This window comes from Escherichia ruysiae, assembly GCF_031323975.1.
Lineage (GTDB): Bacteria > Pseudomonadota > Gammaproteobacteria > Enterobacterales > Enterobacteriaceae > Escherichia > Escherichia ruysiae.
This window is the reverse complement of the sequence record NZ_JAVIWS010000001.1, coordinates 2,676,518-2,698,088: the sequence shown is the minus strand read 5'-3', so window position 1 is coordinate 2,698,088 and position 21,571 is coordinate 2,676,518. Positions and strand designations below refer to the sequence as shown.

General features: G+C 51.2%; 21 protein-coding genes and 1 pseudogene. 12 read left to right on the top strand and 10 right to left on the bottom strand.

The window, feature by feature from the left end; all coding sequences use genetic code 11:
- Positions 1–78: 78 nt before the first annotated feature.
- Entirely contained in the window at positions 79–948 is an 870-nt protein-coding gene (gene pldA, locus RGV86_RS13080; RefSeq protein ID WP_001259600.1) for a phospholipase A, read from the bottom strand.
- 162 nt (positions 949–1,110) lie between these two features.
- On the opposite strand from pldA, the gene yigI reads away from it, so the two are divergent.
- The 4 genes from yigI to RGV86_RS13060 all read left to right on the top strand — a co-directional run bounded on the left by yigI (position 1,111) and on the right by RGV86_RS13060 (position 3,536).
- On the top strand, positions 1,111–1,578 hold the full coding sequence (gene yigI / locus RGV86_RS13075; RefSeq protein ID WP_001277144.1) for an acyl-CoA thioesterase YigI: 468 nt from the start codon (positions 1,111–1,113) through the stop codon (positions 1,576–1,578).
- A 198-nt stretch (positions 1,579–1,776) separates the two neighbouring features.
- A complete protein-coding gene (gene rarD, locus RGV86_RS13070; protein WP_000379998.1) occupies positions 1,777–2,667 on the top strand; it encodes an EamA family transporter RarD in 891 nt (296 codons plus the stop codon).
- 94 nt (positions 2,668–2,761) lie between these two features.
- Positions 2,762–3,142, top strand: a complete 381-nt coding sequence (gene yigG / locus RGV86_RS13065; RefSeq protein ID WP_021521448.1) for a protein YigG — start codon at positions 2,762–2,764, stop codon at positions 3,140–3,142.
- A 13-nt stretch (positions 3,143–3,155) separates the two neighbouring features.
- Positions 3,156–3,536 (top strand): DUF2628 domain-containing protein, encoded by a 381-nt coding sequence (locus RGV86_RS13060; RefSeq protein ID WP_309508366.1) that lies wholly within the window; start codon positions 3,156–3,158, stop codon positions 3,534–3,536.
- Between the two features lie 40 nt (positions 3,537–3,576).
- On the opposite strand, the gene corA is transcribed toward RGV86_RS13060, so the two are convergent.
- Together corA and ysgD are read right to left on the bottom strand one after the other, a co-directional pair.
- Positions 3,577–4,527 (bottom strand): magnesium/cobalt transporter CorA, encoded by a 951-nt coding sequence (gene corA, locus RGV86_RS13055; protein ID WP_000947145.1) that lies wholly within the window; start codon positions 4,525–4,527, stop codon positions 3,577–3,579.
- A 151-nt stretch (positions 4,528–4,678) separates the two neighbouring features.
- On the bottom strand, positions 4,679–4,735 hold the full coding sequence (gene ysgD / locus RGV86_RS13050) for a YsgD/CorL family protein (RefSeq protein ID WP_212723238.1): 57 nt from the start codon (positions 4,733–4,735) through the stop codon (positions 4,679–4,681).
- 161 nt (positions 4,736–4,896) lie between these two features.
- Here ysgD and RGV86_RS13045 point away from each other — a divergent pair, with 161 nt between their 5' ends.
- Positions 4,897–5,661 carry a phosphodiester glycosidase family protein gene (locus RGV86_RS13045; RefSeq protein ID WP_085461505.1) on the top strand — a complete coding sequence of 255 codons (765 nt, stop codon included), beginning with the start codon at positions 4,897–4,899 and terminating at the stop codon, positions 5,659–5,661.
- Positions 5,662–5,797: 136 nt separating this feature from the next.
- Here RGV86_RS13045 and uvrD read toward each other — a convergent pair whose 3' ends face one another.
- From uvrD to lptM, 6 genes are all read right to left on the bottom strand, one after another.
- Positions 5,798–7,960 (bottom strand): DNA helicase II, encoded by a 2,163-nt coding sequence (uvrD, locus tag RGV86_RS13040; protein WP_000383446.1) that lies wholly within the window; start codon positions 7,958–7,960, stop codon positions 5,798–5,800.
- Between the two features lie 83 nt (positions 7,961–8,043).
- Positions 8,044–8,760, bottom strand: coding sequence for a 5-amino-6-(5-phospho-D-ribitylamino)uracil phosphatase YigB (gene yigB / locus RGV86_RS13035; RefSeq protein WP_309508367.1), 717 nt, complete (start codon positions 8,758–8,760; stop codon positions 8,044–8,046).
- Positions 8,760–9,656 (bottom strand): tyrosine recombinase XerC, encoded by an 897-nt coding sequence (gene xerC / locus RGV86_RS13030; RefSeq protein WP_032226917.1) that lies wholly within the window; start codon positions 9,654–9,656, stop codon positions 8,760–8,762. The genes yigB and xerC overlap by 1 nt, the downstream gene beginning before the upstream one ends.
- Entirely contained in the window at positions 9,653–10,360 is a 708-nt protein-coding gene (locus RGV86_RS13025) for a DUF484 domain-containing protein (RefSeq protein ID WP_000812782.1), read from the bottom strand. Before RGV86_RS13025 ends, xerC begins: the two co-directional genes overlap by 4 nt.
- Positions 10,357–11,181: a diaminopimelate epimerase gene (gene dapF, locus RGV86_RS13020; RefSeq protein WP_001160645.1), complete on the bottom strand. Its 825-nt coding sequence runs from the start codon at positions 11,179–11,181 to the stop codon at positions 10,357–10,359. The genes RGV86_RS13025 and dapF overlap by 4 nt, the downstream gene beginning before the upstream one ends.
- A 36-nt stretch (positions 11,182–11,217) precedes the next feature.
- Positions 11,218–11,421 carry an LPS translocon maturation chaperone LptM gene (lptM, locus tag RGV86_RS13015; RefSeq protein ID WP_000799886.1) on the bottom strand — a complete coding sequence of 68 codons (204 nt, stop codon included), beginning with the start codon at positions 11,419–11,421 and terminating at the stop codon, positions 11,218–11,220.
- A gap of 197 nt (positions 11,422–11,618) precedes the next feature.
- On the opposite strand from lptM, the pseudogene RGV86_RS13010 reads away from it, so the two are divergent.
- Together RGV86_RS13010 and cyaY are read left to right on the top strand one after the other, a co-directional pair.
- Positions 11,619–11,795, top strand: a pseudogene (locus RGV86_RS13010) (DKNYY family protein); the annotation flags it as partial.
- A gap of 47 nt (positions 11,796–11,842) precedes the next feature.
- Positions 11,843–12,163 carry an iron donor protein CyaY gene (cyaY, locus tag RGV86_RS13005; RefSeq protein WP_000999935.1) on the top strand — a complete coding sequence of 107 codons (321 nt, stop codon included), beginning with the start codon at positions 11,843–11,845 and terminating at the stop codon, positions 12,161–12,163.
- 39 nt (positions 12,164–12,202) lie between these two features.
- On the opposite strand, the gene cyaA is transcribed toward cyaY, so the two are convergent.
- Positions 12,203–14,749 carry a class I adenylate cyclase gene (gene cyaA, locus RGV86_RS13000; protein ID WP_000281706.1) on the bottom strand — a complete coding sequence of 849 codons (2,547 nt, stop codon included), beginning with the start codon at positions 14,747–14,749 and terminating at the stop codon, positions 12,203–12,205.
- Positions 14,750–15,134: 385 nt separating this feature from the next.
- Between cyaA and hemC the strand changes: the two genes are divergently transcribed.
- The 5 genes from hemC to aslA all read left to right on the top strand — a co-directional run bounded on the left by hemC (position 15,135) and on the right by aslA (position 21,542).
- The gene (hemC, locus tag RGV86_RS12995) at positions 15,135–16,076 is read left to right on the top strand and encodes a hydroxymethylbilane synthase (RefSeq protein WP_085461504.1); all 942 of its coding nucleotides are present in this window, start codon (positions 15,135–15,137) and stop codon (positions 16,074–16,076) included.
- The gene (hemD, locus tag RGV86_RS12990) at positions 16,073–16,813 is read left to right on the top strand and encodes a uroporphyrinogen-III synthase (protein WP_085461503.1); all 741 of its coding nucleotides are present in this window, start codon (positions 16,073–16,075) and stop codon (positions 16,811–16,813) included. Before hemC ends, hemD begins: the two co-directional genes overlap by 4 nt.
- Before the next feature lie 21 nt (positions 16,814–16,834).
- The gene (gene hemX / locus RGV86_RS12985) at positions 16,835–18,010 is read left to right on the top strand and encodes a uroporphyrinogen-III C-methyltransferase (protein WP_000139132.1); all 1,176 of its coding nucleotides are present in this window, start codon (positions 16,835–16,837) and stop codon (positions 18,008–18,010) included.
- 2 nt (positions 18,011–18,012) lie between these two features.
- Entirely contained in the window at positions 18,013–19,209 is a 1,197-nt protein-coding gene (gene hemY, locus RGV86_RS12980; RefSeq protein ID WP_000921807.1) for a protoheme IX biogenesis protein HemY, read from the top strand.
- A 677-nt stretch (positions 19,210–19,886) separates the two neighbouring features.
- Positions 19,887–21,542 (top strand): arylsulfatase AslA, encoded by a 1,656-nt coding sequence (gene aslA / locus RGV86_RS12975; protein WP_000406040.1) that lies wholly within the window; start codon positions 19,887–19,889, stop codon positions 21,540–21,542.
- The last annotated feature ends 29 nt before the right edge of the window (positions 21,543–21,571 follow it).

Sequence of the window (21,571 nt, the reverse complement as noted above, 5' to 3'; positions counted from 1 at the left end):
GAAACTGCAATGCTTTTAGTTTCTGAGAGGGTAATACTGGATGCTGGATTCCAGATTTGCCAACCACTCAACCGTTCATCAAAACAAGTCGTTTAGCATAACCCCCACACCGACGCGGGTCTGGTTAAAGTTATAGTCGATGAGCGATTCGCCGTAACCGCTGTAGACTTGGGTATAAAGTCGCACATGTTTGGTGATCGGGTAACTTAAGCCTAACTCCGCACCACCGTAACCGGTGTTCCAGTTGTACTGTCCTTTCGCGCTCAATACGGCATCACCCAGGTGGTAGCCGATTTTAAGCTGGTAGTACCCCATATATTTGGTGATATCCGGGTTATCGTCTGTATTACCCACTACATACCACGGTTTGACTTCCACCAGCCAGTTGCCGTTTTCTGCCATCAGGCGGGTATAGATACGGTTCCAGCTACGGGACGTCGGGTCAGATCGCCCGTTTGAATCGTGGTTGTAGCCCATTTCCACATCGCGCAGTGTCCAGCCAGCAAAGCGGTAATCGGTAGCAAAACCGAGGAATAATTGCGGTTCGTAATTAGTTTCACGAAACGGCGATGACTCTTCGCTATTAGAAAGCTGCCACCAGGATTTCTGGGTGTAAGACGCACCCAGTACAGAGTTTGCTCCCAAAATCCCACGCCAAAGCGGAAACGCCAGACTTAACTGGAACTTTACTTCATCCTTACGCGCGTTTTCTGCCCAGTCGTAACTGGCAATCGCTTCTTTATTCAGATCGCTGGTCTGGGTATAGATGATGTAGTTGGTGTCATAAGGATAAAGGGTGAAAGGATTATCATGTTCCTGCAACATATTGGCGATAATACTACCGCGCACAACAGGCGCATCATGCACCTCTTTCACCGTTGCCTCTTGTGCATGTACCGCCAGCGGCAGCATATATACAGGCAACAACCAGCCCAGAAGAGTCCGCATCGGTCATGTTCTCCGTGACGAATTATTGATTAGGTGAATATTTCTGCAGGCTATTCTACATACTTAACTCAATTGCCGTTAGTTATCCCTTCCTAAAGTAGAAATCAACAACAAAGAAGCATAAAATCAACATTTCATTAACTATTAAAGTGTAAGGATGATATGTCTGCCGTACTGACTGCTGAACAAGCCCTGAAATTAGTGGGTGAAATGTTTGTCTATCACATGCCGTTTAACCGGGCATTGGGGATGGAACTGGAGCGTTACGAAAAAGAATTTGCGCAGCTGGCCTTTAATAATCAGCCAATGATGGTCGGTAACTGGGCGCAAAGTATTTTGCACGGCGGGGTGATTGCGTCGGCGCTGGATGTCGCCGCTGGCCTGGTATGTGTAGGCAGCACTTTAACGCGTCACGAAACCATTAATGAAGATGAACTGCGCCAGCGGCTATCGCGGATGGGAACCATAGATCTTCGCGTCGATTATCTGCGTCCAGGCCGGGGTGAGCGTTTTACAGCCACCAGTAGCCTGTTACGTGCGGGTAATAAAGTCGCCGTCGCCCGTGTCGAACTGCACAATGAAGAACAGCTTTATATTGCCAGTGCTACCGCCACCTATATGGTAGGTTGAAAATCTAAAAGCAGGTAAACTGCTTAAACTGATGACAAACGCAAATTGCCTGATGCGCTACGCTTATCTGGTCTACCAGAGAAATGCAATGTATTGAATTTGCATTCTTTTGTAGGTTGGGTAAGGCATGAACAAAGCGCACTTTGTCAGCCATCTGAGCAGGTAAACTGCAATTAACAACAAAAAATGAGTTTTCCAATGGATACAAAACAAACGCGGCAGGGCGTATTACTCGCTCTTGCCGCTTATTTTATTTGGGGTATTGCACCTGCGTACTTCAAACTGATTTATTACGTACCTGCTGATGAGATCCTGACGCATCGTGTAATCTGGTCGTTTTTCTTTATGGTGGTGTTGATGAGCATCAGCCGCCAGTGGTCCTATTTAAAAACCCTGATTCAGACGCCGAAGAAAATATTTATGCTGGCAGTCTCTGCTGTGCTAATTGGTGGCAACTGGTTACTGTTTATCTGGGCAGTGAACAATCACCATATGCTGGAGGCCAGCCTTGGATACTTTATTAATCCACTGGTGAATATATTGCTGGGGATGATTTTCCTCGGCGAGCGATTCCGCCGGATGCAATGGCTGGCAGTGATTCTGGCGATTTGTGGTGTGCTGGTCCAGCTCTGGACTTTTGGTTCGCTGCCAATCATCGCGCTGGGACTGGCATTTAGTTTTGCCTTCTACGGCCTGGTGCGCAAGAAGATTGCGGTAGAAGCACAAACCGGCATGTTAATTGAAACCATGTGGTTGCTGCCCGTGGCGGCGATTTACCTGTTTGCTATTGCCGACAGCTCAACCAGCCATATGGGGCAAAACCCGATGTCGCTAAATTTACTGCTGATCGCCGCCGGTATTGTCACTACCGTACCGCTGTTGTGTTTTACCGCCGCCGCCACGCGCCTGCGTCTCTCAACGTTAGGCTTTTTCCAGTATATTGGCCCGACGCTGATGTTCCTGCTGGCTGTGACGTTTTATGGTGAAAAACCGGGTGCCGATAAGATGGTGACTTTCGCCTTTATTTGGGTGGCGCTGGCAATTTTTGTGATGGATGCAATTTATACGCAGCGTAGAACGTCCAAATAAAAAATAAATATATTCTGAAAAAATATGCCGACTCTTGCATGAGAGTGGGCATATTGCCATGCTGACAGGAGACTCACACAAGGATGTAAAATTTATGTTGCGTATATTTATCCCAACATCTAACGGTAAGATTTCCAGACGTCGTTATATATTTTCATTTATTTTAATAAATTTCATTTTTGCCTTTCTTATTATCTTTTTTAACGATGGGGACGCAGGTTTTCTTGTTATTGTCTCTACCATCGCACTCCATTATCTCGTCATCAACATGAATTGCCAACGACTCCGTGATAGTGGTTTCATATATATAAAAACTTATGTTTTTGGTACATTAGCAGTATATATCATCTCTATCATCACAATGATAGCCGAACATTTTGATTGTTCAGGCAATGGTTCGATGATTTTTTTGATTTGTTATTTTTCCACTTTCAGTATGCTAATGCTTGCACCTACTGATTCATCAAAACAATAGTTATGGAGTATTTATGAGTAAGGAATATATGAACGATGGTTCATTAAGTGAAAAATGGAAATACCGATTTAACTTTTATGATCAACATGGCTTTCCTGGATTCTGGGGGGCAACACCAGAATATAAAGCAGCATTTAAAACATTAAAAGTAAGACAACGATTAACTATTCAAATGAATTTCATTGCTTTCTTCTGTTCCTGGATCTATTTATTTGTTCTGGGATTATGGAAAAAAGCAATTATAGTTCTATTACCTGGCATTCTATCTCTATTTGTTGGTGCACTAATTGGCGTTAACATTCTGGGAATTGCCGTAGCAGCCTATGTTGCTGTTAACACGAACAAATGGTTTTATGAGAAAGAGGTAAAAGGGTTAAATACCTGGAGCCTTTGAATAATAGGTGACTTAGCCAGGCTAAGCCACCGCCTTCTTTTTACAGCCAGTTCTTGCGCTTAAAGTACAGATACGGTGCCAGGCCCGCGAGGATCATAAAGATAATCGCGCCTGGGTAGCCGAAGCTCCACTTCAGTTCCGGCATAAACTCAAAGTTCATCCCGTAGCTGGAAGCGACCAGTGTTGGCGGCAGGAACACGACGGATACCACCGAGAAGATTTTGATGATGCGGTTCTGCTCGATGTTGATAAAGCCCATCGCCGCCTGCATCAGGAAGTTTACCTTCTGGAACAGGGATTCGTTATGCGGCAGCAGGGATTCGATATCTCGCAGAATTTCACGCGCCTGCTCCAGTTGCCCACCAGGTAAACGCGCCTTGCGCACCAGGAAGTTGAGCGCGCGCTGGGTATCCATCAGACACAGACGAACTTTCCAGCCGATATCTTCCAGTTCCGCCAGCGTGGAGAGCGCCTCGTCGTACTCATCGCCCTGATGCCCCTCCATAATTACCCGGCTCAACTGCTCCAGATCGCTGTAGATGTTTTCAATTTCATCCGCCAGCTGTTCGATTTTGGTTTCGAACAGATCCAGCAGCAGCTCGTAGGCGTTACCGTCAACCATTGACTGGCTACGGGCGCGCATACGATACAGACGGAATGCAGGCAGCTCGCGCTCACGCAGGGTAAACAGGCGACCATCGCGGATAGTAAATGCCACAGTGGAGTTACCGGCGTGATCTTCCGCATCTTCAAAGAAGAAGAAGGAGTGAATATGCAGGCCATCATCGTCTTCAAAGAAACGCGCCGATGCTTCGATGTCTTCCAGTTCCGGGCGAGTTGCCAGGCTCTGACCAAGTTCAGATTGTACGCGCAGTCGCTCGTCGTCATCCGGTTCGACAAGATCAATCCATACTGCATCTACAAGGGGTTGTGACTCTTCGACTTCCAGCCGGGTCAGTCGGTTATTTTCCAGTTGAAATGCGCTCAGCATGACCGGGACTCCCAATGCTTAAAATATCGGACAGTTCGGTGGGCACACAGAAACAAATTGGGTTTCAGACCATTAAACAGCCTGACTCAGCGCGACGGGAAAAATTGAGGTCGCTGACAACCGCTAAGGCTATCAGCAAAAAGGGATAGCCTTAGGAGTTGATCCTGGATGACAGGATAATGAGCCAGTATCTACTGGGTGTGTCCAAGGCGAATGTCCTCTTAGAGTGATCGTGCGCGCATGTTACGCCAGCAAAATTTTGCCGTCAACACGCAACGGAACACCACAGAACAATAGTTGAACTTCGCTCTTTTTGGTACTCGTCAAGGTCGCTAACAGGATAAAAAAATCCCACATCCAGGACCTATAATGGCGCATCGGCTACTCATTGGTAAAGGAATGATCACCTTGAATCTCAAACGGATTTTTCTCACCCTCACCTTACTTCCCTTGTTTGCTGTTGCCGCTGATGATTGCGCACTCTCAGATCCGACGCTCACCGTACAGGCGTATACCGTTAATCCTCAAACAGAGCGGGTGAAAATGTACTGGCAAAAAGCCAATGGCGAAGCGTGGGGAACGTTACATGCTCTGCTGGCGGATATGAATAGTCAGGGTCAGGTGCAGATGGCGATGAACGGCGGCATCTATGATGAAAGCTATGCGCCGCTTGGTTTGTACATCGAAAACGGTCAGCAGAAGGTGGCGCTAAATCTCGCCTCAGGGGAGGGGAACTTCTTTATCCGTCCTGGCGGCGTGTTTTATGTCGCGGGAGATAAAGCCGCTATCGTTCCGCTGCAGGCATTTAAAGCCAGTAAAGAGATTCAGTTCGCAGTGCAGTCAGGACCAATGTTGTTAGAAAACGGGGTCATAAATACACGTATTCACCCGAATGTTGCCTCGCGCAAAATTCGTAATGGAGTAGGGATTAATAAACAAGGGAACGCCGTGTTTTTGTTGAGCCAGCAGGCGACAAATTTTTATGATTTTGCCTGTTATGCCAAAGCGAAACTGGACGTAGAGCAGCTGCTTTATCTTGATGGCACGATTTCACATATGTATATGAAAGGCGGGGCAATCCCGTGGCAACGCTATCCTTTTGTCACCATGATTTCCGTCGAGCGGAAAGGTTAGAATGATAGTTTTGTGTCAGATACTTAATATGGTGCTGATGCCGGATGCGGCGTAAACGCCTTATCCGGCCTACCGGGTGCAATTCTCGTAGGCCGGATAAGGTGCGCAGCACCGCATCCGGCAACGTAATCGTAAATTACACCGTCTCCAGCCGGGCGTAAGCCGCTACCAGCCATTTAATACCCTGGCCCTGGAATGCCACCTGCAAACGACTATGTTCGCCGCTACCTTCCATATTAACGATAGTTCCTTCACCGAACTTGGCGTGACGCACGCGCTGACCGAGCTTGTAGCCGCTGTCGTTCTCAACCATCGGCGTACCCATGCGCTGATGGCTAACCGGGCGGCTTACCGTGGCGCGCAGGCGCACCTCTTCCACACACTCTTCCGGCAGCTCGCCAATAAATCGCGACGGGCGATGGTAAACTTCTTTGCCGTACAGGCGGCGGGTTTCCGCGTAGGTCAGCGTCAGTTTCTGCATCGCACGGGTTACACCAACGTAGGCCAGACGGCGTTCTTCTTCCAGACGCCCGCCTTCATCCAGCGACATCTGGCTTGGGAACATGCCCTCTTCCATACCGACAATAAACACCTGCGGGAACTCCAGGCCTTTTGCCGAGTGTAGCGTCATCAGCTGTACCGCATCCTGCCAGGTATCCGCCTGCCCTTCACCTGCTTCGAGCGCCGCATGGGAGAGGAACGCCTGTAGCGGCATTAAATCTTCGTCTTCTTCGTTGTAGCTGAACTGGCGCGTTGCCGTCACCAGTTCCTCTAAGTTTTCGATACGCGTCTGGCCTTTTTCGCCTTTCTCCTGCTCGTACATGGTGCGCAGGCCGGAGTCTTTAATTACCCGGTCAGTCTGTACATGCAGCGGCATATCGGCGGTTTCTTGCGCTAAGGCGTCGATCAGTTCCATAAACCGCTGTAAGGCGCTGGCAGCACGTCCGGCGAGGGCTTTTTCCTGCAACAGTTCACGACATGCCTGCCAGAGTGTTAACTGGCGATCGCGCGATGTCTGACGTACCACGTCCAGCGTCCGGTCACCAATACCCCGTGTTGGCGTATTGACCACGCGCTCAAACGCCGCGTCATCGTTGCGGTTGGCGATCAGGCGCAGATACGAGAGCGCATCTTTGATTTCCTGACGTTCGAAGAAACGCATACCGCCATAAATACGATACGGCATACTGGCCTGCAATAAGGCTTCTTCCAGTACACGCGACTGGGCGTTGCTACGGTAGAGAATGGCGCACTCAGCGAGCGCCCCGCCGTTGTCCTGCCAGGTTTTGATGCGGTTAACCACAAAACGCGCTTCGTCGAGTTCGTTAAAGGCGCAATAGAGGGAAATAGGCTCACCGTCCGCGCCATCGGTCCACAGTTTTTTACCCAGACGCCCGTTGTTGTTTTCAATCAGGGCGTTGGCGGCGCTCAGAATGTTGCTGGTTGAGCGGTAGTTCTGCTCCAGACGAATAGTTTCGGCACCGGGGAAATCATTGAGGAAACGCTGAATATTCTCGACCTGCGCCCCACGCCAGCCATAGATTGACTGGTCGTCATCACCAACAATCATCACTTTGCCGGTATCGCCCGCCAGCAGGCGAATCCACGCGTACTGAATGTTGTTGGTATCCTGGAATTCGTCCACCAGAATGTTGGTAAAACGTTCGCGATAGTGCTGAAGGATATGTGGCTTGTTAAGCCACAACTCATGCGCGCGTAGCAATAGTTCGGCGAAGTCCACCAGGCCTGCGCGGTCACACGCTTCCTGATACGCCTGATAAACCTTCTGCCAGGTCTGCTCCACCGGATTACCGTAGCTTTGAATATGATGCGGGCGCAGCCCTTCATCTTTCTGGCTGTTGATGTACCACATTGCCTGACGCGGCGGCCACTGCTTCTCATCGAGGTTCATCGCCTTGATCAAACGCTTAAGCAGACGCAATTGGTCTTCGCTATCGAGGATCTGAAAATCCTGCGGCAGATTAGCGTCCATATGATGCGCACGTAGCAGTCGGTGCGCCAGCCCGTGGAAAGTACCGACCCACATGCCGCCCTGGCTGGTGCCCATCAGTTGCCCGATACGATGACGCATTTCCGCCGCCGCTTTGTTAGTAAACGTCACCGCCATAATCGAGTACGGCGAGCAGTTTTCCACGCTCATCAGCCAGGCAATACGATGCACCAGTACGCGCGTCTTACCACTGCCCGCGCCCGCCAGCACCAGAAGATTGCTGCGTGGCGCGGCCACCGCTTCGCGCTGTTTGTCATTAAGGCTTTCGAGCAGGTAAGAAACGTCCATTGGCACCGCCGCGTAAAAATAGGTTGGGCGGAGAAGCGCAACGCCCTCCGCCAAAAAGCTGGGTATATATACAGATTTGCTGATTATATCAGCGAGGTCAGAGATGCCAACCGGGAAATTTCCAGATGCGGGAGTAAACGGCTGTCCCAGGTTTGCATCAGGCAGCCATTTTCCGGCCTGATCCAACAGGCCTGCATTCCGCTGCGGATCGCCCCACCCACGTCGGTGGTAAGATCGTCACCTACATGTAAGATCTCGCCGATCGGCACATTGAGTTTTTCTGCCGCCAGAAAGTACATATCGCTGAACGGTTTCGAGCGCCCGTGCGGGCCAGCGCGCAGCACAAACTCAAAGTAGTCGCCCAGACCAAACAGTTCCGGCTGCGCGTTACCGTTGGTGATCGCTACCAGCGGCCATTTCTTCGCCAGCTGTTTTAAGGTGTCGTGGGTTTGCTGCGGAACATCGATTCGGCTGCGCCATTTGGCAAAGTTGATCATCGCCGCGTGTGCGCCTGCGCTGGCTTCTTCCGCGCTCAGCCCGGCGTCAAGCATCGCTTGTTCAATCGAGCGAAAACGCCAGCGCGTCACGTCGTGATAAATCTCGGGTTCCGCTTCCCGTACCACCTGGCGCAGACGTTGCAGATCTTCATTCTGGAAGCTGCGCAGCGCCGGATGATAATTTTGCACAAAAGTCAGCGCCTCCCGCTCGGTGCGCAAAATCACCGGACGGTTGTCGTAAAGGGTATCATCCAGGTCAAAGGTGAGCGCCGAGATGCGCCCCAAAGGCCGGTAAAAACGCATTATTTCCCCCGTTTGGCGCGTGGATGCGCCGCATCATACACCGAGGCAAGGTGTTGAAAATCAAGATGAGTATAGATTTGTGTGGTTGAGAGATTGGCATGACCCAACAGCTCTTGCACACCACGCAGATCACCACTCGACTCCAGCATATGCGTGGCGAATGAGTGACGTAATTTATGCGGGTGAACGTGATTATTCAGCCCCTGTTTTATGCCCCATTCGGCAAAGCGTTTCTGCACATTACGCGCGGAGATACGCTTGCCCAGTTTCGACAGGAAAAGCGCGTCGTCTTCGCTACCAAACAGGTCACGCAAATCAAGCCAGTGCTCAATCCACGCTACGGCGTTGCGACCAATCGGCAGGCGGCGCTCTTTGCTGCCTTTCCCCATCACCCACACTTCGCCGGACTCCAGGTCGAGGTGTTTGATATCCAACCCCACCAGTTCGGACAGACGCAGACCCGCGCCGTACATCACTTCCAGCATCGCCCGGTCGCGTACAGCGAGGGGATCGTTAATATCAATATCCAGCAGCCGATTCATATCATCGACATCGATATTTTTCGGCAGATGACGCGGCGCTTTCGGTGCCGAAACACCTTTCGCCGGGTTAGCTTTGAGTTCGTTCTGGCTGACCAGCCAGTCAAAAAAGCTACGTAGCGCGGAAAGCCGTAATGCGAGGCTTGCCGCGCCCAGCCCCTTACGGCGACTGCGTACAGCAAAATTGCGCACCATCGTCACATCACATTGCTGCCAGCTTTGCAGGCCGTTTTCACTGGCAAAATCAATGATCGCCTCAAGCTGGCGCTGGTAGTTAACCAGGGTAATTGGGCTAAGCTGACGCTCTACGCCGAGATAACGTAGGTAGCGTTCCACATCGGTATGTAAATCGGTCATACGCGTTCAATCCAACGCTCCAGAAGCTCCGGCATCATCAGCGCAATTTCATGGAGTAACTGCGTTCCCTGCCCTTGTTGATAATGGTTGGCATCGCGACTGGTGAACAGCACCACACCAAGATCAGCATCACTTCCCAGCATCGACATCGCCACCGACCCCACCGCTTTCGCTTCCGGCAGCACCACCAGCAGTTCCGGCCCGTTAAGCGGCCCCAGATAATGCTGTTCCTGCCCCAGACGCTGAATACGCAGCGGTTCGAAAGCCTGACGGCTTAATGCCAGATGGGTATGGTTCGACGGCGCACCTAAACGCCAGCGATCCGGAAACAGGCGCACACTCGCGCCAGCCAGGCCGAGATCGCGAGCCCAGCGGTGAAAGCGCATTAGCATATCGTCGAGGCTGCTGGCGGCAGTAAGAGTGCGCTGCAAATAGAGTAAGCGATAAAACAGGCCTTCGTTAGCGATAGCCTGTTCCATCAACAGCGCCATGTTCTCTTCCAGAACATGAATATGGTTACGCGCGCGAGCCATATGCCATTCGACGAGTGAAACGGTGCCACGTACCGGATGCGGCACACGAATTGACTCTACTGCGTGCGCATTGCGGATAAAAAACTCAGGATTTTTAATCAGATAATCGACAACCGCCCGGTCATCAAGCTCCGTGAGTGTTTCCTGTAGTTCTTCCCCTGGTTGCTTCATAGATGAATAAATCCGTCGTAAACATGTACTGCCGGACCCGTCATATATAACGGATGACCCGGACCTTTCCAGGCAATATCAAGGCGACCGCCAGGGAGTTCCACACGAACTTCTTCGGCCAGCAAACCTTGCTGAATCCCTACCGCTACCGCCGCACACGCGCCGCTGCCGCAGGCCTGGGTTTCTCCTGCACCACGTTCATAGACACGTAAACGAATATGCTCGCGCTTAACCACTTGCATAAAACCGATGTTGGCACGTTCCGGGAAACGTTCGTGGCTTTCCAGAACAGGCCCCAGTGTTTCTACCGCCGCAGTATCGACATCATCGACCTGAATCACGCAGTGCGGATTTCCCATCGACACCACGCCGCACAAGATTGTCTGCTCGGCGGCGCGCATGATATAGGTCTTTTCCGCTTTGTTGGCGCGAAATGGCACGGCGGAAGGTTCGAAATTTGGTTCCCCCATATTTACCCGTACCAGATCGTCATCAGTGACGGTCAGTACCATCCGACCATTGGCAGTGCTGACGCGAATATCGCGCTTATTGGTCAGCCCTTTCAGGCGTACAAAGCGGGCAAAGCAGCGTGCACCGTTGCCACACTGCGCCACTTCACTACCGTCAGCATTGAAAATGCGATAGTGGAAATCCAGTTCTGGATCGTACGGCGGCTCGACCACCAGTAGCTGATCAAAACCCACACCCAGGTGCCGATCCGCCAGGCGACGAATCAGATCCGGTGAAAAAAAGACATTCTGCGTTACCGCGTCGACGACCATAAAATCGTTGCCAAGGCCATGCATTTTCGAGAACTGCATCATTTACTCCAATCACGCGGGTACAGAAACTGACTTTTAGTAATTCACCTGAGATGGGCCATCGCCAGTGGCGCGGTCGTTTTTATCCGGCAACGTGGATTGTGTTTGCGTATCTACCGGTTTAGTCGGCGGTGGCGCATTTTTATCTGCGGGCGGGAAATAGAGCGGACCTTTCAAACCGCAGCCCGTCAGGCTGAAAAGAGTAAGTAATACAGTGAGTGCTTTAAACACGTTTTTCATTATGGATTGCCTGTAAAGTTCATCGCTTTCTGCTTTCTATCATCGCAGGAGAAGACGTAAAAGCAAGCGTTTAGCGACTCTTTATGAAGTCTGAAAAGTGAGGAATTGCTGCGAGTATAACGCTTACAAGAGAGGATTTATGTTTTGCTGGTAGTTTCGTGATCGGCACCTCGCGCCAGGATGGCTTTATGCACTATCGCAATGTTTATACCTGGACCGATACAGAGGTAAGGGTTACACCCTCCCCCTGCCCGGCGAAAACACACGTCAGAGAGGAAGATGTGCGTGAAATTCAAAACAGAGACATTATTATTCCGATGACGGAGGAATCATGCCGGAACGCAGCAGCAGACGGGCAAACTTTGATGCCCTGACGCCAGGCCGCTATACTGCCGCCATCACGTAAAAACAGGATACAACAATGAACGACAGTGAATTTCATCGCCTGGCTGACCAACTGTGGCTAACCATTGAAGAACACCTGGACGACTGGGATGGCGACAGCGATATCGACTGCGAAATCAACGGCGGCGTACTGACCATTACCTTTGAAAACGGCAGCAAAATCATTATCAACCGCCAGGAACCGCTGCACCAGGTATGGCTGGCAACCAAACAGGGCGGCTACCACTTTGATCTGAAAGGCGACGAATGGATTTGCGATCGCAGTGGCGAAACCTTCTGGGATTTGCTGGAACAGGCGGCGACGCAGCAGGCGGGAGAGAGGGTGAGCTTCCGTTAAGGTTTCATGCCGGATAAGCCTCGCTTTCCGGCATACCCATCACGAAAAATACTGCTGTAACAGCGGCGTGTCATTATCCTGATTGGCTGGCGGCATGTTGCCGATAGATTTGGTACGGAACGGAATGACCTGTTCGCGACCATCGACCTTCACAATCTGATAGAACTGCGGCAGGTTGAAGTTGATGAAACTGGAGCCGTAAGTGAAACGGTCGTGCGATGACGAGTAGAAACGGCTGACGTCACGCACCAGCTCCTCTTTGCTACCTTCGCAGTGGTGATACACCTCAACCCGATTGCTTTCATCGAGAATATAGATATTAAAGCCGTTCTCATCGTGCGTTTCTTCGAAGAAGAACTGGATGATCCCTTCGCTGGCAAAGCCATCCACTACTGCCGGTAATTTGACGTGATTGGTCTCAACCTGCACTGACAAACCATGCAGTTTGTTATGCGAGATCGCGCCATAAAACTCGATAGCATTTTCCAGTTTCTGCACAGACACATTCAGGCGTTCGAAGAACAAGCCCCAGGTTTGACCAGAAACGCGCAGCGCCTTGAAGCGCCCGGTTTCCTGGCGAGTGCTGGAAAGACGCAGTTCGATACACTCAGAAACCAGTTGTTGCACGCGAGTACGGATTAATCCGCGCAGATGCTGACTGTAGCAGAAGACTTCTACGCTATCAGGCGGCGCGGCGTCCTGATGCATTTTGCCAAGAATCGTTTTCAGGGCTTCAATCATCGACTGCTCGCCGTTGAAATGTAGCGTACGCACTTCATTCCACGAGTTGCGATACAACAGATCAACACTACCCACCAGGCATTTTTGTTCTTCGCCAAAGCTGAAGACATCCAGCTTACGGAAATCGAAATGTACTACCTGATTACGAAACGCTGTCGTCGGGTCATATTCCAGGTTGACGATAATCGCCAGATGGCGGATCTCACAAGGACTGTAGAGCGCCTTCGGCGTCGGCGCAGGTAAGCGCAACGGGAAATGGTGCGACACATCAGCCACCATCTCTTGCAACTTAGGCAGATCGACAATGCCGTTGCCTTTAATAAACAGATGCGTTCGTGATGTCAGCAAGCCATTAAACCACGCCCAGGCCACCAGCTTATTCAGATAGCGGTTATATTCCAGCGGCTGATGGCTGATGATCGACTCGATTGTCGGCGCACGATTATACAGATACCAGCCAGAACGATTAGCGCGGCCCGGCGGTACATAAATAAAGGTCAGGTTTGGCTCGGAAAGATCCGGTGAAATCTGCGGGTTTACCAGCGTCACTTTCCCCGGTAATGCTTCAAACGCAGCGTACAGTTTACGCGTCAGCACGCCGATATCCTGCGGGCTGGCGGAAACGCTAAGATTATTGCGACGGGCAAAGCGGATCAGATTACGGTAGCTCTGCATCATTGCATCAAGCAACTCGTTGTGCGCTTCACGCACCTGATCAATCTTCCAGTTGGCGCGATTATCGAGCATCGCCAGACGGGCTTCGTCCCATCCCCACTCTTTTACCAGTTGGCTTAAGACTTCCCGACGCCAGCCTACGCAAGCGCGCTCGCGGCTGAGTTTTTCGCACACTTTTAAATAGAAGCAGCGGCGCACTAAATCCAGACGGGTGAAATCTTCAATTGCCGTCAAATATTCAGTAACGCGTTCCAGCATCATGCAGTACGGATCGAGACCAAATGACACTATCTCGCCGTCGTGCAAACGCTGTTTGATATCTTTCGCCAGCAGGCGTGGGTCTGGATATTCCCAGGAATAAGCTTCCAGCAATAGTGTTTTCAGCACCGCTTTGTACGGAGAATCGATACTTTTGTAGAGTTGCCAAAGGCTGGCACCAAAGTACTCTTCAGCGGAAAGCGAGCTTAAGCCACCGAGATCCAGCCATTCATTTGGCGTTAATACACCCTGCGCGTAGAGCGTCATTACGTAGTCATCGTAATGCTCCTCTTCGTCGCACGGCACCATATTCCACAGAATACGCTTACCGGCGAGACGCACGGCGGTACGATAAAATTCGTCAAGCAGCAGTATATGCTGGGTAGAGCCACAATCTTCCCCCCCCAGACTGCCACTTTCATTATGGCGGAAACGGTTTTCATCAATCAGGAAGAAGCTGACTTCCACGCCCAGCGAGGCGGCCCAGCTTTCCAGCAGACTGCATTTACGTTGTAGTAACTGGCGCTCTTCGCTATCGAGCCAGGATTGATGGCAGACCCAGATATCCAGATCGGAGGAACAGCTTTGCCCTATAGACGAGGTGCTGCCCATGGTGTATACGCCAGTAATCGGAAGCTCGCCTTTTGGCGGGTCCTGTACTGACATTCCACGATACAGTTCCAGTTCGTTCAGGTAGTGGCGTTGGGTTTCATCAGGCGTGTAAAGGCAAATGCCCCTGGGAACATTACCATCAAGGTAACCCGGCATTAGCGGATGGTGATAGTGCAACAATGTCGGCAGCAGACTGTAGACCTGTTGGAATGCAGGCCCCATAGCAGCAAGCGCGCGATCCACGCGCAATTGATTTATGGCATCCAGTCTCTGTTTCAGAGTCTCAATATAGAGGTACAAGACGTATCGCCTGATTTGCTACCCGTCATGTCTGTGATTCCGCCAACATCAACGGAAACACGCGGCATTCGGGATATTTCGTATGTCAAAGGTAACCGTACCACTTTCCGCGCCTGGTTTTTTTAGTTTCACGACGAAAAAATGGTCTAAAACGTGATCAATTTAACACCTTGCCGGTTGACCGTAAAGAAAGATGCGCTACATACAAGTGTAGCACCGTTTATTCTCTGTAAATTCCTTATTACGACGGCTTGAAGCGCCTGTCAGGAACCACCGTCTGGCTACATTTTACGTTTTACACAGGCATCGACGTTTCACCACAACACTGACATCGCTCCGGCAAGGATGTTAGGATGGACCATGGATGATAATGACGGTAACAAGCATGTTAGACAATGTTTTAAGAATTGCCACACGCCAAAGCCCACTTGCACTCTGGCAGGCACATTATGTCAAAGACAAGTTGATGGCGAGCCATCCAGGGCTGGTGGTTGAACTGGTGCCGATGGTGACGCGCGGCGATGTGATTCTTGATACGCCACTGGCGAAGGTTGGCGGAAAAGGCTTATTTGTGAAAGAGCTGGAGGTCGCGCTCCTGGAAAACCGTGCCGATATCGCCGTGCATTCGATGAAAGATGTGCCGGTTGAATTTCCGCAAGGTCTGGGGCTGGTCACCATTTGCGAGCGCGAAGATCCTCGCGATGCCTTTGTTTCCAATAACTATGACAGTCTGGATGCGTTACCCGCAGGCAGCATCGTCGGTACTTCCAGCTTACGCCGCCAGTGCCAACTGGCTGAACGCCGTCCGGATCTCATTATCCGTTCTCTGCGCGGCAATGTCGGTACTCGTCTGAGTAAACTGGATAATGGCGAATACGATGCCATTATTCTTGCTGTGGCTGGCTTAAAACGTTTAGGGCTGGAGTCTCGCATTCGTGCTGCGCTGCCGCCTGAAGTTTCTCTTCCAGCAGTAGGACAAGGTGCAGTAGGCATTGAATGCCGCCTGGATGATTCGCGCACCCGCGAGGTACTCGCCGCGCTGAATCACCACGAAACGGCGCTGCGCGTCACCGCCGAACGTGCCATGAATACCCGCCTCGAAGGCGGTTGTCAGGTGCCGATTGGTAGCTATGCCGAACTTATCAATGGCGAAATCTGGCTGCGTGCGCTGGTTGGCGCACCGGACGGTTCGCAGATTATTCGCGGTGAGCGCCGTGGCTCGCCGCAGGCTGCCGAGCAAATGGGCATTTCGCTGGCGGAAGAGCTACTGAATAACGGCGCGCGCGAGATCCTCGCCGAAGTTTACAGCGGAGATGCGCCAGCATGAGTATCCTGGTCACCCGCCCATCTCCCGCAGGAGAAGAGTTAGTGAGCCGTCTGCGCGCACTGGGACAGGTGGCCTGGCATTTTCCGCTGATTGAGTTTTCTCCGGGTCGGCAACTGCCACAACTTGCCGACCAGCTGGCGGCACTGAGCGAAGGAGATCTACTATTTGCCCTTTCGCAACATGCCGTTGCTTTTGCACAGTCGCAACTGCATCAGCAAGGTCTCCAGTGGCCCGCCCTACCCGCTTATTTCGCCATTGGTCGCACTACTGCACTGGCGCTGCATACCGTGAGCAGACACGAAGTTCGTTATCCGCAGGATCGGGAAATCAGCGAAGTCTTGCTACAATTACCTGAATTACAAAATATTGCAGGCAAACGTGCGCTAATTTTACGTGGCAACGGCGGTCGTGAGCTGATCGGGGACACCCTGACGGCACGCGGTGCTGAAGTCATTTTTTGCGAATGTTATCAACGATGCGCCATTCATTACGATGGTGCAGAAGAAGCGATGCGCTGGCAAACTCGCGAAGTGACAACGATCGTTGTTACCAGCGGTGAAATGCTGCAACAGCTCTGGTCGCTGATTCCACGATGGTATCGTGAGCACTGGTTACTACGCTGTCGACTACTGGTCGTCAGCGAGCGTCTGGCGAAACTCGCCCGGGAACTGGGCTGGCAAGATATTAAGGTCGCCGATAACGCAGACAACGATGCGCTTTTACGGGCATTACAATAACTCTCATAACAGGAAGCCATAATGACGGAACAAGAAAAAACCTCCGCCGTGGTTGAAGAGACCAGGGAGGTCGTGGACACCACGCCACAATCTGTCACAGTAGAAAAAAAGAGTAATAACAGTACTGCTCTGATTTTAAGTGCGGTGGCTATCGCTATTGCTCTGGCTGCAGGTGTCGGTTTGTATGGCTGGGGTAAACAACAGGCCGTCAATCAGACGACCACCAGTGATGTTCTGGCTAACCAACTCGCGGCTCTGCAAAAAGCCCAGGAGAGCCAAAAAGCCGAGCTGGAAAGCATCATCAAGCAACAGGCTACACAGCTAGAGCAGGCAAATCGTCAGCAGGAAACGCTGGCCAAACAGCTGGATGAAGTTCAACAAAAGGTCGCCACTATCTCAGGTAGTGATGCCAAGACCTGGCTACTGGCGCAGGCTGATTTCCTTGTGAAGCTCGCCGGACGTAAGTTGTGGAGCGATCAGGACGTCACTACCGCTGCGGCATTGCTGAAAAGCGCAGACGCCAGCCTGGCGGATATGAATGACCCAAGTCTTATTACCGTTCGCCGGGCAATTACCGATGATATCGCCAGCCTTTCTGCGGTCTCGCAGGTAGATTATGACGGCATCATCCTCAAGCTGAATCAGCTTTCTAATCAGGTTGATAACCTGCGTCTGGCCGATAATGATAGCGACGGTTCGCCGATGGATTCCGATGGTGAAGAGCTTTCCAGCTCCATCAGCGAATGGCGCATAAATCTGCAAAAAAGCTGGCAGAACTTTATGGACAACTTCATTACGATTCGCCGTCGTGATGACACCGCCGTACCGCTGTTAGCACCGAATCAGGATATCTATCTGCGCGAAAATATTCGCTCTCGCCTGCTGGTCGCGGCACAAGCTGTACCACGTCATCAGCAAGAGACTTACCGCCAGGCGCTGGAGAACGTCTCCACCTGGGTACGTGCTTACTACGATACTGACGATGCCACCACCAAAGCGTTCCTCGACGAGGTGGATCAGTTAAGTCAGCAAAATATCTCGATGGATCTCCCGGAAACCCTGCAAAGCCAGGCAATGCTGGAAAAACTGATGCAGACTCGCGTGCGCAATCTGCTGGCGCAACCAGTAACACCAGTAGCGGAGGCTGCACCTGCACCGCAAGCTGATACACCGGCAGCCGCGCCGCAAGGAGAATAACCATGCTAAAAGTGTTATTGCTCTTTGTGTTGCTGATTGCAGGCATCGTCGTTGGCCCAATGATTGCCGGACATCAGGGTTACGTACTGATCCAGACGGATAACTACAATATCGAAACCAGCGTCACGGGACTGGCAATCATTTTGATTCTGGCTATGGTGGTGCTGTTTGCTATCGAATGGTTACTGCGACGGATTTTCCGCACAGGCGCGCACACTCGCGGTTGGTTTGTCGGGCGTAAACGTCGCCGCGCGCGTAAACAGACCGAACAGGCGCTGCTGAAACTGGCGGAAGGTGATTATCAGCAAGTCGAAAAGCTGATGGCGAAAAATGCCGATCATGCTGAGCAACCCGTAGTGAACTATTTGCTGGCTGCCGAAGCCGCGCAACAGCGTGGTGATGAATCGCGCGCCAATCAGCATCTGGAACGCGCGGCGGAACTGGCGGGCAATGATACCATTCCGGTAGAAATCGCCCGCGTTCGCCTGCAACTGGCGCGTAATGAAAACCATGCAGCACGCCACGGCGTGGATAAGTTGTTGGAAGTAACGCCACGCCATCCAGAAGTATTACGTCTGGCTGAACAGGCTTATATCCGCACGGGCGCATGGAGTTCGCTACTGGACATCATCCCATCAATGGCGAAAGCCCACGTTAGCGATGAAGAACACCGCGCCGCACTGGAACAACAGGCATGGATTGGTCTGATGGATCAGGCGCGGGCTGATGACGGTAGTGAAGGCTTGCGTAACTGGTGGAAAAATCAAAGCCGGAAAACGCGTCATCAGGTGGCGTTGCAGGTGGCAATGGCGGAACATCTTATTGAGTGTGATGACCATGACACCGCCCAGCAAATTATCATCGACGGCCTGAAACACCAGTATGACGATCGTTTGCTGCTGCCGATCCCACGCCTGAAAACCAACAATCCAGAACAATTGGAAAAAGTGCTGCGCCAACAGATCAAAAACGTGGGCGATCGCCCGCTGTTATGGAGCACATTGGGTCAGTCGCTGATGAAACATGGCGAATGGCAGGAAGCATCCCTCGCCTTCCGTGCGGCGCTGAAACAACGCCCGGACGCCTATGATTATGCATGGCTTGCCGACGTGCTGGACAGACTGCACAAGCCGGAAGAAGCCGCAGCGATGCGCCGCGACGGTTTAATGCTGACCTTACAGAACAACCCGCCGCAATAGTTCTCTCTCACCCGGAGGCAAGCACCTCCGGGGGCTTTCTGATACATAAAAAAACGCCTGCTCTTATTACGGAGCAGGCGTTAAAACAGGTCTGTATGACAACAAGTGGGTGCTTCACTCAACGTTGTGTCCATGGTGTCTGATGAGGCAAAAGCGACATCTGTCAGTGGACGATAAGCACCGTAAACGGCTCTGCGTCATTCCTAAGTTTATGAGGCACTAAGGCGAACATAAGAGATGGAATGAGCATCTACCCAATTATTATGCCACACTGACCCTGGAAATAACATCCTTTAATACTTGTTATGAGACAATTCTGTACCCTGTTTTCATGCACTTGCAATAATTACATTGGTGAATGTTATCTCAAATCTGGCAGCCGCGATTATATATTTCATGAATAATTAAAGTCGTTAAATAGGCAATATAAATATTAATTGAATTCAAAATAAAAACAGCATAAATAATCAATAATATATAATAAACCAGCCTTACATATCCGCCACGCTGGAGGTAGGATTGAAAATGCTCTCCTGATATTCATATACATTCCCACAGTATATAAATAATATATTTCCATAAATTATTTATATAACTATTTTATCAGGGAGAAGGATCTCAATTATCAATGCTTAATTACGTCGTCGTTTTGATGACAGGAAACCGGAGCATTTCACATGGAAATTTCGTTTTCACCCAAACGTCTTGTTATTGCTGTTGCCACTGCTATTCCCTTTATGGTCAGTGCAGCAGATACCCCGTCAACTGCCACCGCGCGCGAGGGTTTTTCTGGTTACGATCACCCAAATCAATATCTGGTTAAACCAGCAACCCAAATTGCCGATAATATGATGCCGGTAATGCAGCACCCGGCGCAGGATAAAGAAACCCAGCAGAAACTGGCGGAACTTGAGAAAAAAACCGGCAAGAAACCGAACGTGGTTGTTTTCTTGCTGGACGATGTAGGCTGGATGGACGTTGGCTTTAACGGCGGCGGCGTGGCAGTAGGTAACCCAACGCCAGATATTGACGCCGTTGCCAGCCAGGGGCTGATTTTAACGTCTGCTTATTCACAACCCAGTTCTTCACCAACCCGCGCAACGATTCTCACTGGACAGTATTCCATCCACCACGGCATTTTGATGCCGCCGATGTACGGACAACCTGGCGGTCTGCAAGGGTTAACGACACTACCGCAACTGCTGCATGATCAAGGCTATGTCACCCAGGCCATCGGGAAATGGCACATGGGGGAAAACAAAGAGTCGCAGCCACAGAACGTCGGCTTTGATGATTTCCGTGGCTTCAACTCAGTGTCCGATATGTATACCGAATGGCGTGATGTTCACGTAAACCCGGAAGTCGCCCTGAGCCCGGATCGTTCTGAATACATCAAAAAACTGCCGTTCAGTAAAGATGACGTTCATGCGGTGCGCGGCGGTGAACAGGAAGCCATTGCCGACATTACGCCGAAATATATGGAAGATCTGGATCAGCGTTGGATGGAATATGGCGTTAAGTTCCTCGACAAAATGGCGAAAAGCGACAAACCTTTCTTCCTCTATTACGGTACTCGCGGCTGTCACTTTGATAACTACCCGAACGCAAAATATGCGGGAAGTTCTCCGGCGCGCACCTCTTACGGCGACTGTATGGTTGAGATGAACGATGTGTTCGCCAACCTGTATAAAGCACTGGAGAAAAACGGTCAGCTCGATAACACGCTGATTGTCTTTACCTCCGATAACGGCCCGGAAGCCGAAGTGCCGCCGCACGGTCGCACACCGTTTCGTGGCTCTAAAGGTTCGACCTGGGAAGGCGGCGTTCGCGTACCGACTTTCGTTTACTGGAAAGGGATGATCCAACCGCGTAAATCTGACGGTATTGTCGATCTGGCAGATCTCTTCCCTACCGCGCTGGATCTGGCTGGTCATCCTGGGGCGAAAGTGGCAAATTTAGTGCCGAAAACCACCTTTATCGATGGCGTGGATCAGACATCCTTCTTCCTGGGAACAAATGGTCAGTCTAACCGTAAGGCCGAGCACTACTTCCTCAACGGTAAACTCGCTGCTGTGCGTATGGATGAGTTCAAATATCATGTTCTTATTCAGCAGCCATATGCCTATACCCAGAGCGGATATCAGGGAGGATTCACCGGTACAGTAATGCAAACGGCGGGCTCTGCGGTATTTAATCTCTATACCGATCCGCAGGAAAGCGACTCCATCGGCGTGCGCCATATTCCGATGGGAGTACCGCTACAGACCGAAATGCATGCGTATATGGAGATCCTGAAAAAATATCCGCCACGCGCGCAGATTAAATCTGACTAAGCCGGCGCTATCGCTACATCGGGCCACAC

Bases quoted from the DNA above. Each gene is read 5' to 3' on its own strand.
- pldA (WP_001259600.1), bottom strand. From the start codon at position 948: ATGCGGACTCTTCTGGGCTGGTTGTTGCCTGTATATATGCTGCCGCTG.
- yigI (WP_001277144.1), top strand. From the start codon at position 1,111: ATGTCTGCCGTACTGACTGCTGAACAAGCCCTGAAATTAGTGGGTGAA.
- rarD (WP_000379998.1), top strand. From the start codon at position 1,777: ATGGATACAAAACAAACGCGGCAGGGCGTATTACTCGCTCTTGCCGCT.
- yigG (WP_021521448.1), top strand. From the start codon at position 2,762: ATGTTGCGTATATTTATCCCAACATCTAACGGTAAGATTTCCAGACGT.
- RGV86_RS13060 (WP_309508366.1), top strand. From the start codon at position 3,156: ATGAGTAAGGAATATATGAACGATGGTTCATTAAGTGAAAAATGGAAA.
- corA (WP_000947145.1), bottom strand. From the start codon at position 4,527: ATGCTGAGCGCATTTCAACTGGAAAATAACCGACTGACCCGGCTGGAA.
- RGV86_RS13045 (WP_085461505.1), top strand. From the start codon at position 4,897: ATGGCGCATCGGCTACTCATTGGTAAAGGAATGATCACCTTGAATCTC.
- uvrD (WP_000383446.1), bottom strand. From the start codon at position 7,960: ATGGACGTTTCTTACCTGCTCGAAAGCCTTAATGACAAACAGCGCGAA.
- yigB (WP_309508367.1), bottom strand. From the start codon at position 8,760: ATGCGTTTTTACCGGCCTTTGGGGCGCATCTCGGCGCTCACCTTTGAC.
- xerC (WP_032226917.1), bottom strand. From the start codon at position 9,656: ATGACCGATTTACATACCGATGTGGAACGCTACCTACGTTATCTCGGC.
- RGV86_RS13025 (WP_000812782.1), bottom strand. From the start codon at position 10,360: ATGAAGCAACCAGGGGAAGAACTACAGGAAACACTCACGGAGCTTGAT.
- dapF (WP_001160645.1), bottom strand. From the start codon at position 11,181: ATGCAGTTCTCGAAAATGCATGGCCTTGGCAACGATTTTATGGTCGTC.
- lptM (WP_000799886.1), bottom strand. From the start codon at position 11,421: ATGAAAAACGTGTTTAAAGCACTCACTGTATTACTTACTCTTTTCAGC.
- cyaY (WP_000999935.1), top strand. From the start codon at position 11,843: ATGAACGACAGTGAATTTCATCGCCTGGCTGACCAACTGTGGCTAACC.
- hemC (WP_085461504.1), top strand. From the start codon at position 15,135: ATGTTAGACAATGTTTTAAGAATTGCCACACGCCAAAGCCCACTTGCA.
- hemD (WP_085461503.1), top strand. From the start codon at position 16,073: ATGAGTATCCTGGTCACCCGCCCATCTCCCGCAGGAGAAGAGTTAGTG.
- hemX (WP_000139132.1), top strand. From the start codon at position 16,835: ATGACGGAACAAGAAAAAACCTCCGCCGTGGTTGAAGAGACCAGGGAG.
- hemY (WP_000921807.1), top strand. From the start codon at position 18,013: ATGCTAAAAGTGTTATTGCTCTTTGTGTTGCTGATTGCAGGCATCGTC.
- aslA (WP_000406040.1), top strand. From the start codon at position 19,887: ATGGAAATTTCGTTTTCACCCAAACGTCTTGTTATTGCTGTTGCCACT.